The organism is Mesorhizobium sp. M7A.F.Ca.CA.002.05.1.1 (assembly GCF_003998335.1).
Taxonomy (GTDB): domain Bacteria; phylum Pseudomonadota; class Alphaproteobacteria; order Rhizobiales; family Rhizobiaceae; genus Mesorhizobium.
In genome coordinates this window covers 1-12,364 of record NZ_RZQI01000068.1, presented here as the reverse complement: position 1 = coordinate 12,364, position 12,364 = coordinate 1, and the positions used below count along the sequence as shown (strand labels likewise).

The 12,364-nt window shown below is 63.2% G+C and carries 12 protein-coding genes; 2 read left to right on the top strand and 10 right to left on the bottom strand.

What is annotated here, in order from left to right:
* Positions 1 to 253, bottom strand: a 253-nt coding sequence (locus tag EN939_RS05940) for a glucuronate isomerase (RefSeq protein ID WP_206528265.1), incomplete at its 3' end; no start/stop codon positions are given.
* 142 nt (positions 254 to 395) lie between these two features.
* Between EN939_RS05940 and EN939_RS05935 the strand changes: the two genes are divergently transcribed.
* Positions 396 to 1,925: a mannitol dehydrogenase family protein gene (locus EN939_RS05935; RefSeq protein WP_127267286.1), complete on the top strand. Its 1,530-nt coding sequence runs from the start codon at positions 396 to 398 to the stop codon at positions 1,923 to 1,925.
* A 45-nt stretch (positions 1,926 to 1,970) separates the two neighbouring features.
* Here EN939_RS05935 and lepB read toward each other — a convergent pair whose 3' ends face one another.
* The 8 genes from lepB to EN939_RS05895 all read right to left on the bottom strand — a co-directional run bounded on the left by lepB (position 1,971) and on the right by EN939_RS05895 (position 9,669).
* Entirely contained in the window at positions 1,971 to 2,717 is a 747-nt protein-coding gene (lepB, locus tag EN939_RS05930) for a signal peptidase I (RefSeq protein WP_127267287.1), read from the bottom strand.
* Positions 2,718 to 3,043: 326 nt separating this feature from the next.
* Complete coding sequence (locus EN939_RS05925; RefSeq protein ID WP_127267285.1) at positions 3,044 to 3,451, bottom strand: F0F1 ATP synthase subunit epsilon; 408 nt, start codon at positions 3,449 to 3,451, stop codon at positions 3,044 to 3,046.
* A gap of 113 nt (positions 3,452 to 3,564) precedes the next feature.
* A complete protein-coding gene (gene atpD, locus EN939_RS05920) occupies positions 3,565 to 5,160 on the bottom strand; it encodes a F0F1 ATP synthase subunit beta (protein ID WP_164748765.1) in 1,596 nt (531 codons plus the stop codon).
* A 70-nt stretch (positions 5,161 to 5,230) separates the two neighbouring features.
* Positions 5,231 to 6,115 (bottom strand): F0F1 ATP synthase subunit gamma, encoded by an 885-nt coding sequence (locus EN939_RS05915; protein ID WP_127267284.1) that lies wholly within the window; start codon positions 6,113 to 6,115, stop codon positions 5,231 to 5,233.
* A gap of 31 nt (positions 6,116 to 6,146) precedes the next feature.
* Positions 6,147 to 7,676 (bottom strand): F0F1 ATP synthase subunit alpha, encoded by a 1,530-nt coding sequence (gene atpA, locus EN939_RS05910; RefSeq protein ID WP_127267283.1) that lies wholly within the window; start codon positions 7,674 to 7,676, stop codon positions 6,147 to 6,149.
* Positions 7,676 to 8,236: a F0F1 ATP synthase subunit delta gene (locus EN939_RS05905; RefSeq protein ID WP_023762496.1), complete on the bottom strand. Its 561-nt coding sequence runs from the start codon at positions 8,234 to 8,236 to the stop codon at positions 7,676 to 7,678. The genes atpA and EN939_RS05905 overlap by 1 nt, the downstream gene beginning before the upstream one ends.
* 246 nt (positions 8,237 to 8,482) lie before the next feature.
* The gene (locus EN939_RS05900; protein WP_127267282.1) at positions 8,483 to 8,878 is read right to left on the bottom strand and encodes an AGROH133_08824 family phage infection protein; all 396 of its coding nucleotides are present in this window, start codon (positions 8,876 to 8,878) and stop codon (positions 8,483 to 8,485) included.
* Between the two features lie 95 nt (positions 8,879 to 8,973).
* Positions 8,974 to 9,669 (bottom strand): aspartate/glutamate racemase family protein, encoded by a 696-nt coding sequence (locus EN939_RS05895; RefSeq protein WP_127267281.1) that lies wholly within the window; start codon positions 9,667 to 9,669, stop codon positions 8,974 to 8,976.
* Between the two features lie 69 nt (positions 9,670 to 9,738).
* Here EN939_RS05895 and EN939_RS05890 point away from each other — a divergent pair, with 69 nt between their 5' ends.
* Positions 9,739 to 10,005: a type II toxin-antitoxin system Phd/YefM family antitoxin gene (locus EN939_RS05890; RefSeq protein WP_236382932.1), complete on the top strand. Its 267-nt coding sequence runs from the start codon at positions 9,739 to 9,741 to the stop codon at positions 10,003 to 10,005.
* A gap of 24 nt (positions 10,006 to 10,029) precedes the next feature.
* Here EN939_RS05890 and EN939_RS05885 read toward each other — a convergent pair whose 3' ends face one another.
* Positions 10,030 to 12,213, bottom strand: coding sequence for a primosomal protein N' (locus EN939_RS05885; RefSeq protein ID WP_127267280.1), 2,184 nt, complete (start codon positions 12,211 to 12,213; stop codon positions 10,030 to 10,032).
* Positions 12,214 to 12,364 lie beyond the last annotated feature (151 nt).

Genomic DNA, 12,364 nt, shown 5'->3' with positions numbered 1-12,364 from the left:
GCGTCGCCACGCCGAGATCCTCAAGGCGGACGCCTTGGCTGAACAGCATGCGGAAGATGTAGTGATCCGGGACGATGAGCAGTTGCGCCGGATCCGGGAATGGCTCGTTCAGCGCATACCAGCGCGGATCGGTGTGACCATGCGGGCTGACAAGGGGCAGGTCCTTGATCCCGGCATAGAGATCACGGGCAATCGCGCGCGAATGCGCCTCGGCGGGAAACAGCAAATCCGCATGGGTCAGTGCCACGATCATCCTCCCAAGCCACTATCGGTAGGGGCGGCAAGAAATAATGTCAACATACAAAATTGCGATTGTTGTATGATGACTTTTCGACCCATTGTGTGGCAGGAAATCGAATGTTACGCCGCTTTGCCGATCCCTGCCGAGGCCACTCATGTCATCCGACCAGACCAGTCGCACCACGACGACCGAACGCCTTTCCACGAAGACCGTGCGCGCACTGCCGGCTTCGATCGCGACACCTGCGTATGATCGCAGCCGCGTCGTCCCGGGCATCGTGCACCTTGGTGTCGGCGCCTTCCACCGCGCCCATCAGGCAGCCTATGTCGACGATTGCCTGGCGGCAGGCGAGGCGGATTGGGGCATAACAGGCGTTTCGCTGCGCAGCACCGACACGCGCGACGCTCTCACGCCGCAGGACGGGCTCTACACGCTGGCGATCAGAAGCAGTGGAACCGAAAAGCTTCAGGTCATCGGCTCGATCGGTGCGATGCTGGTGGCGCCGGAGAATCCGGGCGCGGTGCTGGCCACGCTGACCGATCCGCACACCCGCATCGTCACGCTGACGATCACCGAAAAAGCCTATCTGAGGGCGGCAGGCGGGGGATTGGATGCCGCCCATCCCGATATCGTCCATGATCTGGCCAATCCCCGGATGCCGAAGACAGCGCATGGTTTCCTGACCGAGGCGCTTGCCCTGCGACGCGCCGCCGGCACGCCGCCCTTCACTGTCCTGTGTTGCGACAATTTGCCGGCCAACGGAGCCACGCTGCACCGGCTGTTGGTCGAATTCGCCCAGTTGCGAGATGCCGGGCTCGCTCAATCGAGTGATGTCGGAATTGCCGACCACATCGCACACCAGGTCGCGTTTCCCTCCAGCATGGTCGATCGCATCGTGCCGGCAACCACCGACGCCGATCGGGCGCGGATCGCTGAAGAACTCGGCGTCGAGGACGCCTGGCCCGTGATGACCGAGCCGTTTTGTCAGTGGGTGGTCGAAGATAAGTTCCCGACTGGCCGGCCCGCGTGGGAACAATTCGGCGTCACCATGGTTCGCGACGTCGGCCCGTTCGAGGACATGAAGCTCAGGCTGCTCAACGGCTCGCATTCGGCCATCGCCTATCTTGGCCTGCTCAGCGGTCATGCCACCGTCGACCGCGCCTTCGCCGACCCGGCGATCCGCCAATTCGTCGATGCCTTGTGGGCCGAAGCGATCCCGACCCTGCCCGAGGATGCCGGATTGGACACGAGCGCCTATATTGCGGAGCTCGCGGAGCGTTTTTCCAACACTGCACTTGCCCATCGCACGGCGCAGATCGCCAATGACGGCAGCCAGAAACTGCCGCAGCGCATCATCGCTTCCGCCATCGAATGCCTGGAAGCCGGTACCGAACTGGTCCATCTGACCCTGGTGGTGGCTGCCTGGATCGCCGCCTGCGCCGCGCGAGGGAAAACCTTGCCGGAGGGCCATTTCACCGATCCGCTCGACGCGGCGTTGACGGAACTTTTGAGTGAGCAACTGCCGGCGAATGAAACCGTGACCGCGGTGTTCGACCTGGCCGGCTTCGCTGGGGATCACGCCGAACGCCAGACGTTGATCGAACTTGTGGCTGTGCATCTCGTCCACCTGCGACGCGACGGTCCGACCTTGGCCTTCGCCGCGCTCGGCATAGATATGAAGTAGTCATCAACCAGACTTGGTGCGGGTCCGAACCAACTCGATTCAGGCTTATTTGCCGACCGAACCGTCCAGCGTTTGCCGGGAAGAATACTCCGTGCCTTTTGAATTCCAGAACAATCGCACGGCCTTGCCGACGAGGTTTTCGTAGGGAACGAAGCCGACCATGAATCGGCTGTCGGAGGCATTGTCGCGATTGTCGCCCAGCATGAAATAGTGGCCTTCGGGCACCTCAAATTCCCGCGTGTTGTCGCCGATGGAACTGTCCGTCAGGTCGAGAACGAAATGGGTGACACCACCCGGCAGGGTCTCCCGTTCAAGCCTGGCAGGTTGCTCGCGTTCCTCGTAGGAGACAGTGCCTGCATCCTTGAGGCCGACGGCCACATCGTTGATGTGCAGCACGCCATTGACCATCTGGATCTTGTCCCCGGGTAGACCGACGATCCGCTGGATGTAATCCACGCTGGGGTCGGGCGGGAATTTGAACACCACCACATCCCCTCGCTTGGGCTCCGCGCCGAACATGCGGCCTTCTATCGGCAACAGATTGAACGGCACGCTGTAGCGGCTGTAGCCATATGCGAATTTGGAGACGAAGAGATAGTCGCCGCCTTGCAATGTCGGCACCATACTGCTGGATGGTATCGAAAACGGCTGGAACAGAAACGAACGGATCGCAAATGCAGCCGGATAGGTAGTCAGAAAGACAAGCACCAGCACCCAAAATCCGTGCGCATACCATCTCACCGGCTTGAACCGATGGGCGAAGGGCAGGACGAGCGCTGCCCCCAGGATCATCGAACCGATACCTGAAAAATTGGCCAGCCAGGCAAGATCGGTTCCCGGCAGCACCGGAAATCCGGTGTAGGCGAGTGCGAAAACGATGGCGCTGATCACCACCAGGCTGGCAACCGCCGGCTTGCCGCTGCCGATCCACAGAAATCCGCCGAATGGACCGCCAAAGGCCGACACCAGGGCCGTCGACCACCAGGAGCGTGAGGCTGTTTCTCGTTGCGCTGTTTCTTCCGTCACCGGCCCACCCCCATCCCAAGGCAGCGCGACTGTCCAACAAACAAAAAAGCGAGGCAAGGCCCCGCTTTTTACTCTTTCATCGAAACCGAATTTCAAGCCGGCAGGATGGCGCCTTCCAGCGTGGTGAGTTGGCTAAGGAACTGCTCCGCCTTGCTGCGAGCCTCGTCGTCCTTGGCGTCGGCAGCGTCTTCTTTGGCTTCCTGGATGCGGCGCGCGAGATCGGCGCGGTCGACATCCTTCACGGCGACAGCCGATTCCGCCAGCAGCGTGCAGCCGGCCGGAACGATGTCGGCGAAGCCGCCGAACACCACATAGCGTTCTTCGCCGCCCGCCGCGGTCTTCACGGTGACGACGCCCGGCTTGATCGTGGTCATGACCGGGGCGTGATGCGCCATGACGGTCATCTCGCCTTCGGCGCCCGGAATGACGACGGATTCGACCTGCTCAGAAACCAGCAGGCGTTCCGGCGAGACCAGTTCGAACTTGAAAGCTTCAGCCATGATCAATTTAGTGAGTAGGGAATAGGAACTAGTCAGTAGTAAGTGGCCCTAACCGGCCCACATCACGCAGCTGCTATTCCCTACTCACTACTGACTACTCCCTATTCCCTGAATTATGCCGCTTCAGCCGCGAGGCGCTGTGCCTTCTCGACTGCTTCCTCGATGCCGCCGACCATGTAGAAGGCGGCTTCCGGCAGGTGATCGTAGTCGCCGTTGCAGAGGCCCTTGAAGCCCTTGATGGTGTCGGCGAGGTCGACCAGCTTGCCCGGCGCGCCGGTGAACACTTCGGCGACGAAGAACGGCTGCGACAGGAAGCGCTCGATCTTGCGGGCGCGGGCCACGGTCTGCTTGTCCTCTTCCGACAGCTCGTCCATGCCCAGAATGGCGATGATGTCCTGCAGCGACTTGTAGCGCTGGAGGATCGACTGCACCTGGCGGGCGACGCCATAGTGTTCGTCGCCGACGACCAGCGGGTCGAGCATGCGCGAGGTCGAATCCAGCGGATCGACCGCCGGATAAATGCCCTTTTCGGCGATGGCGCGGTTCAACGTCGTGGTCGCGTCAAGGTGGGCGAACGAGGTCGCCGGCGCCGGATCAGTCAGATCGTCGGCGGGCACGTAGATGGCTTGCACGGACGTGATCGAGCCCTTGGTGGTGGTGGTGATACGTTCCTGCAGCGCGCCCATGTCGGTGGCGAGCGTCGGCTGATAGCCCACGGCCGAAGGAATACGGCCGAGCAGAGCCGACACTTCCGAACCAGCCTGCGTGAAGCGGAAGATGTTGTCGACGAAGAACAGCACGTCCTGGCCCTGGTCGCGGAAGTATTCCGCAACCGTCAGGCCGGTCAGGCCGACGCGGGCGCGCGCGCCCGGCGGCTCGTTCATCTGGCCATAGACGAGTGCGGCCTTGGAGCCTTCGCCGCCGCCCTTCTTGTTGACGCCGGATTCGATGAACTCGTGATACAGATCGTTGCCTTCGCGGGTGCGCTCGCCGACGCCGGCGAACACCGAATAGCCGCCATGCGCCTTGGCGATGTTGTTGATCAGTTCCTGGATCAGCACGGTCTTGCCGACGCCGGCGCCGCCGAACAGGCCGATCTTGCCGCCCTTGGCGTAGGGGGCCAAGAGGTCGAGCACCTTGATGCCCGTGATCAGGATCTGTGCTTCCGTCGACTGCTCGACATAGGTGGGAGCCGGCTGGTGGATGGAGCGCATTTCGGTCGCGTCGACCGGGCCTTCTTCGTCGACCGGCTCGCCGATGACGTTGATGATGCGGCCGAGCATGCCCGGGCCGACCGGCACGGTGATCGGCGCGCCGGTGTCACGCACTTCCTGGCCGCGAACCAGACCTTCGGTCGAGTCCATGGCGATGCAGCGCACGGTGTTTTCACCCAGATGCTGGGCAACTTCGAGCACCAGGCGGTTGCCGACATTGGTCGTCTCGAGCGCGTTCAGGATCGCCGGCAGGTGATCGCCGAACTGCACGTCGACAACGGCGCCGATGACCTGGCGAACCTTGCCGACAACGCCGGTTGCCTTGCTGGCCACTGCCGATGTCTTGGCAGCGGCGGCCTTCGCCGGTGCTGCCGCCTTGGCCGGGGCGGCCTTCGCGGCTGCTACTGGAGCCTTTGCCGCCGCCTTCGCGGGGGCTGCGGTTTTCGCGGCTGCGGCCTTGGGGGCTGCCTTCTGGGGGGTCGCTGCTTTCGCCATCGTCTTTACCCTTTTTCGTCCTTTGTTTCTCACGCGGTCCAGTCGCGGGTCGATGACCCGCGAACCACGCCTAGAGCGCCTCGGCGCCCGAAATGATTTCGATCAGTTCCTTGGTGATCTGCGCCTGCCGCTGGCGATTGTAGGTGATCGACAGCTTGTTGATCATGTCGCCGGCGTTGCGCGTCGCATTGTCCATGGCGCTCATCTTGGCGCCCATTTCGCCGGCCACGTTTTCGAGCAGCGCCCGGAAAACCTGCACGGAGATGTTGCGCGGAATGAGGTCGGAGAGGATTTCGCCCGGCTCCGGCTCATATTCGTAGACGGCGTTGCCGCCATCAATCGCCTCGGCAGGAGCCGAAGCAATGCCGGCCGGAATGATCTGCTGCGCGGTCGGGATCTGGCTGATCACCGACTTGAACTGCGAATAGAACAGCGTGCAGATGTCGAAGCCGCCTTCGTTGAAGAGGTGGATGACCTTCTTGGCGATGGCATCGGCATTGACGAAGCCGAGTGTCTTGACCTCGCGCAGGTCGACTCGGTCGATGATCATCGACGCGTAGTCGCGGCGCAGGATGTCGAAACCCTTCTTGCCGACGCAGATGATCTTGACCTGCTTGCCGTCGGCCAAAAGCTTGCGGATATGGTCGCGGGCAAGGCGGGCGATCTGCGAATTGAAGCCGCCGCACAGGCCGCGCTCGGCGGTGCAGACGACGAGCAGATGCACGTCATCCTTGCCGGTGCCGGTCATCAGCGCCGGGGCATCGCCGCCGCCGCCGATTGCCTGGGTTATGTTGGCCAGCACGGAACCCATGCGCTCCGAATAGGGGCGCGCCGCTTCCGCAGCCTCTTGCGCACGGCGCAGCTTCGCCGCGGCGACCATCTGCATCGCCTTGGTGATCTTCTGCGTCGCCTTGACCGAGGCGATACGGTTACGAAGGTCTTTTAATGAAGGCATGCTTCAAACCTGATCCCGTCTTGCAATTCGCTCAGGCGAAGGTCTTGGCGAAAGCGTCGATCTCGGCCTTCAGCTTGGCGCGCAGATCGTCCGACAGCGCCTTTTCCTTGCGGATGGCTTCGAGGACGTCCTTGCCGGCCGAACGCATGTGGCTGAGCAGGCCATGCTCGAACTTGCCGACCTGGTTGACCGGCAGCTTGTCGAGATAGCCGTTGACGCCGGCGAAGATCACCGCGACCTGCTCTTCCGTCTTCAGCGGCGAGAACTGCGGCTGCTTCAGGAGTTCGGTGAGGCGCGATCCGCGGTTGAGCAGGCGCTGGGTGGCGGCATCGAGATCCGAGCCGAACTGCGCGAAGGCCGCCATTTCGCGGTACTGCGCAAGCTCGCCCTTGATCGAACCGGCAACCTGCTTCATCGCCTTGATCTGCGCGGCCGAACCGACGCGGCTGACCGACAGACCGACGTTCACCGCAGGACGAATGCCCTGGAAGAACAGGTTGGTCTCGAGGAAGATCTGGCCGTCGGTGATCGAGATCACGTTGGTCGGGATATAGGCCGACACGTCGTTGGCCTGCGTTTCGATGATCGGCAGCGCGGTCAGCGAACCACCGCCCAGATCGTCGTTGAGCTTGGCCGCGCGCTCGAGCAGGCGCGAGTGCAGGTAGAAGACGTCGCCCGGATAGGCTTCGCGGCCCGGCGGGCGACGCAGCAGCAGCGACATCTGGCGATAGGCGACGGCCTGCTTCGACAGATCGTCGTAGCTGATCAGCGCGTGCATGCCATTGTCGCGGAAATATTCGCCCATGGTGGCGCCGGCGAACGGCGCCAGGAACTGCATCGGTGCCGGATCGGAAGCGGTGGCGGCGACGATGATCGAATATTCGAGCGCGCCGCGCTCTTCCAGCACCTTGACGAACTGCGCGACGGTCGAGCGCTTCTGGCCGACGGCGACGTAGACGCAGTAGAGCTTTTCCTTCTCGGGGCCGTTGTCGTGCACCGACTTCTGGTTGAGCATCGTGTCGAGGATGATGGCGGTCTTGCCGGTCTGGCGATCGCCGATGACCAGCTCGCGCTGGCCGCGGCCGACCGGGATCAGCGCATCGATGGCCTTGAGGCCGGTCGACATCGGCTCGTTCACCGACTTGCGCGGAATGATGCCGGGCGCCTTGACGTCGACGCGCTTGCGCTCGACCGCCTTGATCGGACCCTTGCCGTCGATCGGATTACCGAGCGCGTCGACGACGCGGCCGAGCAGGCCTGGGCCGACGGGGACGTCGACGATGGCGCCAGTGCGCTTGACGATGTCGCCTTCCTTGATGTCGCGGTCGGCGCCGAAGATGACGACGCCGACATTGTCGGCTTCGAGGTTGAGCGCCATGCCGCGGATGCCGCCGGGGAATTCGACCATTTCGCCGGCCTGGACATTGTCGAGGCCGTAGACGCGGGCGATACCGTCACCGACGGACAACACCTGTCCGACTTCGGAGACCTCGGCCTCCTTGCCGAAATTCTTGATCTGGTCTTTCAGAATTGCGGAAATTTCCGCGGCGCGGATGTCCATCAGCCGACCTCTTTCAGTGCAAGCTTGAGCGAATTGAGTTTGGTTTTGAGCGACGTATCGATCTGGCGCGAGCCCATCTTGACCACCAGCCCGCCGAGCAGCGACGGATCGACGGTGACGGAGATAGCCACGTCCTTGCCGGCAACGCTCTTCAGCGCCGCCTTGAGTTCGGTCTGCTGGGCAGCCGTCAGTTCGTGAGCCGACGTCACTTCAGCAGCGGTCTCGCCACGATGTTCGGCTGATATCTGGCGGAACGCCCTGATCATGCCGGGAATGGCGAACAGCCGGCGGTTACGGGCGACGACGCGCAGGAAATTGCCGGTGAGGCCGGCAATCCCGGCCTTGTCGGCGATTGCCGCGATGGCCTTCGCCTGGTCCTCGCTGGAGAACACCGGGCTGTTGATCAGCCGGGTGAGATCAGCGCTGCCCGCGAGCATGGCTTCGAAGCTGTTGAGGTCAGCTTCGACCTTGGCCACGGAATTTGCCTGCAGGGCGAGTTCGAACAGCGAACCCGCATAGCGTTCTGCGACACCTGAGATTGGCGATGACGATTGAGCCACGGACCGTCTTTTCTCTTGTCTGACAGGCCGTAGATTGTTGGCGCGAGCAAAAACTCTGGCTAAATCTTTGACCTTACTGCATTTTTTCAAGCACGGAGACGCGGCTTCCGCTATCCCCGGCCGAAAGTCGATTGCCGTCTAGCACAGGCATTTTAAGACCGCAATGCGTCGTTCCGCATGGTTTTCAGGCACTATTGTCGCATCCGGCGAAAGTCACCCGTCTTCCATCGCGGAATACCCAACGATTCAAGGCAGAAAGCCGAAGGCAAAGGCGAGCGGCAACGCCGCCAGCACCAATTCCACCACAATGGAAACCCAATTGAAAGGCGTGTTGGCGCCATCCGACATCATCGACAGCAGCCGGCCGAAGGCGGTGAACAGCCAGGAGAAGCCAAGCGCCATGTAGATCAGCGGCTGCGCCAGCAGGATACAGCACAGGCCGACGCCGAGATAGAAGCCCGACATCCTGCCGCGCCCCTCGGCGATCGCCGCAGCCTTCTCTGGTTTGACCTGCAAGCGCAGGGCATGGAAGGCGAGGCCAGGGGCCAGAAAAAACAAAAGACCGAGCAGCACGGTGACGACGGCGCTCGACCAGGCCAGCCATTCGCCCTGGCTCGTCGGCCATGGAAGCGCAAAATCCATCTTGTCCCCTCGAAATGCCTGTTTTGAAATTCCGGGCATTCTAGCGGAGGAAAAGAAGCGCGCCAGATGGATCCACGCACTTTAGGCGGCGCGCATCAACCGAGCGCGAATTCCACAGCCGCCTCGGCATGGATGCGCGTCGTGTCGAAGACCGGGATGTCGAAATCCTGCTCGCCTATGAGCATGGTGATCTCGGTGCAGCCCATGATGACGCTGTCGGCCGCCTCTTCGCGGCGCAGGCGCTCGGTCTCGGCGATATAGGCCGCCTTTGAAGTCTCCTTGACGATGCCCTGGCACAACTCGTCGTAGATGACGCGATGGACCATGTCGCGCCCGGCACTATCGGGTACGACAGGGTTCAAGCCAAATCTGTCGGCGAGCCGGCCCTTGTAGAAATCCTGCTCCATGGTGAAGCGCGTCGCCAGCAGTGCCGGACGCTGCATGCCGGCGCGCTTGACCGCCACCGCGGTGGCATCGGCGATGTGGATCAGCGGGATCGACACCGACGCCTGCACTTGGTCGGCCAGTCTGTGCATGGTGTTGGTGCACAAAAGCAGACCCTCCGCGCCGCCGGCCTCGAGCTTGCGTGCGGCTTCGACGAGAAGCACACCGGCGCCATCCCAGTCGCCATGATGCTGCCGCTCGGCGATTTCGGCGAAGTCGAATGACCAGAGCAGAAGCCTGGCCGAATGCAAGCCGCCCAGCCGCTCGCGCACGATCTCGTTGAGCAGCCGATAGTAGATGGCCGTCGATTCCCAGCTCATGCCGCCCAGAAGGCCAAGGGTTTTCATTGCGCGAGCTGTTCCTTTTCCTAGGCGATCCTCGATACTATAAACACATGAGACCACAAGGAGGTCGCAGTGAAAACCGTTCAGCTTCAGCAGGCCAAGGCGACACTCTCGGCAATTGTGGAGGCCGCGGGAAATGGCGAGCCAACCATCATCACAGAAAACGGCAGGCCGGCTGCCATGATCGTCCCGGACGATGAAGGGCGAAAGCTCTATCCGCAAGACAGTCGGAGAAATTTGGCTGATTGGTTACTCGGTATCCCGGCGGCATCGAATTTGAGCGAAACGAATCGCCGTCACGAGATGCCGAGTTTTGAGCCGCCCGACGTACCTATTTGAATCCACCTACCAAGCGCCCGGCAACTACAAAAAACTCTGCGGATCGATATCCACCTGCACCCTGACCGAGCCGCGCTGCTTCGGCCCATTGGCAAGCATCGCGCGAATAAAACCTTGCATGTCGGCGCGCCGTTCGCCCTGGATCAGCAGACGGAAGCGGTGGCGGCCGCCGAGCAGGGACAACGGCGCCTCGGCTGGACCCAGCACGAACAGATCTGACGCCTCGGGCGCGGCGCGGCGCAGGCCGCGTGCATGGCCCTCGGCTTCCGCCCGCGTCACCGCACTGACGATGACGCCGGCGAGCCGACCGAAGGGCGGCAGTGCGGCCCGTTCGCGCTCGGCGATCTCACGTTCGTAAAACGCCTCGGCGTCGCCGGAGACGATTGCCCGCATCACCGGATGCTCGGGCTGAAAAGTCTGCAGCAGGCCAAGGCTCTTCTTGCCGGTGCGGCCGGCGCGGCCGGTGACCTGGCTGAGCAGCTGGAACGTCCGCTCGGCGGCGCGCGGATCGCCATTGGCAAGGCCGAGGTCGGCATCGACAACGCCAACCAGGGTCATGTTGGGAAAGTTGTGGCCCTTGGCGACGAGCTGCGTGCCGATGACGATGTCGGCCTCGCCATCGGCGATCGCCTCCAGCTCCAGCCGCAGCCGCCGCACGCCGCCCATCAGGTCGGACGACAAGACGATGGTGCGCGCGTCGGGAAAATGCGTAACGACCTCCTCGGCGATCCGCTCGACGCCCGGCCCGCAGGCGACCAGATGATCGAGCGTGCCGCATTCCGGGCAGGCTTCGGGGCGGCGCTCATTGTGCCCGCAATGATGGCAGACCAACTGGCCGCGAAAACGGTGCTCGACCAGCCAGGCCGAGCAGACCGGGCAGCCGAAGCGGTGGCCGCAGACCCGGCACAGCGTCAGCGGCGCATAGCCGCGCCGGTTGAGGAACAATAGCGACTGCTCCTTCCTCTCCAGCGTCTGGCGCATCTGGTCGAGCAGCACCGGCGACAGGAAGCCGCCACGCGCCGGCGGCGCGCGCCGCATGTCGACCGCCTTCAGATGAGGAAGTGCTGCCTCGGCGAAGCGAGCGGAAAGAACGGCTCTGTTGTATTTACCTTGGCTCGCATTGACCCGGCTTTCGACCGATGGCGTCGCCGACGCCAGCACCACCGGAAAGCTGCCGATATGGCCGCGCACCACGGCCATATCACGCGCATTGTAGAAGACGCGGTCCTCTTGCTTGTAGGCAGGGTCGTGCTCCTCATCGACGACGATCAGGCCGAGCTCCTTGAACGGCAGGAACAGCGCCGAGCGCGCGCCGGCGACGACCCGCACGCCGCCTTCCGCCACTTGCCGCCAAACCCGCTCGCGCATCCGCGGCGGCAGGTCGGAATGCCATTCGCCCGGCTTGGCGCCGAAGCGCTGCTGGAAGCGCTCGAGAAAGGCATGCGTCAGCGCGATTTCCGGCAGCAGGATCAGCACCTGCCTGCCCTGGTCGAGCGCAGCCGCCACCGCCTCGAAATAGACCTCGGTCTTACCGGATCCGGTGACGCCGTCGAGCAGCGCAACGTTGAACACGCCGGCTGCGACATTGGCGCGCAGCATCTGCGCCGCGTCGCTCTGGTCCGGCATCAGTTCCGGAATGGCGTAGCCGGTATCGGGCGCGGCCACCACCGGGCGCGGCGGGATCATCACAGTCTCGAACACGCCTTGCGCCCTCAGGCCGTCAATCACCGTCGATGACACGCCGGCGGCGTGAGCGAGGCCGGAGCGCGTCCAGGCAAGGCCGCCTTCGGCCGTCTCCAGCACACGCTGCCTGGCGCCCGTCATCCGGTCGGGTGCGAGGAGCGTGCGCTGCAGCCCTTCGATCCAGGGTTCGGGGTCGAAAGCCTCCGGCGCCCTGAGCAGCATGCGCGCCACCATGCCCGGAGGCGACAGCGTGTACTGCGCCACCCAGTCGACGAAACGGCGCATCGCTCGGTCGATCGGCGGGCAGTCGAAGACCTGTTCGATGGGGCGCAGCTTTTTCGCGTCGACCTTCTCGACCGCGCCATCCCAGACGATGCCGGCGACCTGCCGCGGCCCGAGCGGCACGCGCACGATCGAGCCCGGCACCACGCGCATGCCGGCCGGCACGGCATAGGTGTAGGGGCGTTCGGCGGGCATCGGCACCAGCACCGGTGCGGCTGCGACAAAGGGCGAATCTTCGATCATGAGGCGTGACCTTGCCCTGACTTTGGTCTAGATCAAAGGCCGACCCCGAATGTGCATGACATGCACATGAAAATCTTCAGGAGACCCGCCATGAAATTTTTTGTCGACACCGCCGACGTCAAGGATATCCGTGAGCTGAACGATCTGGGGC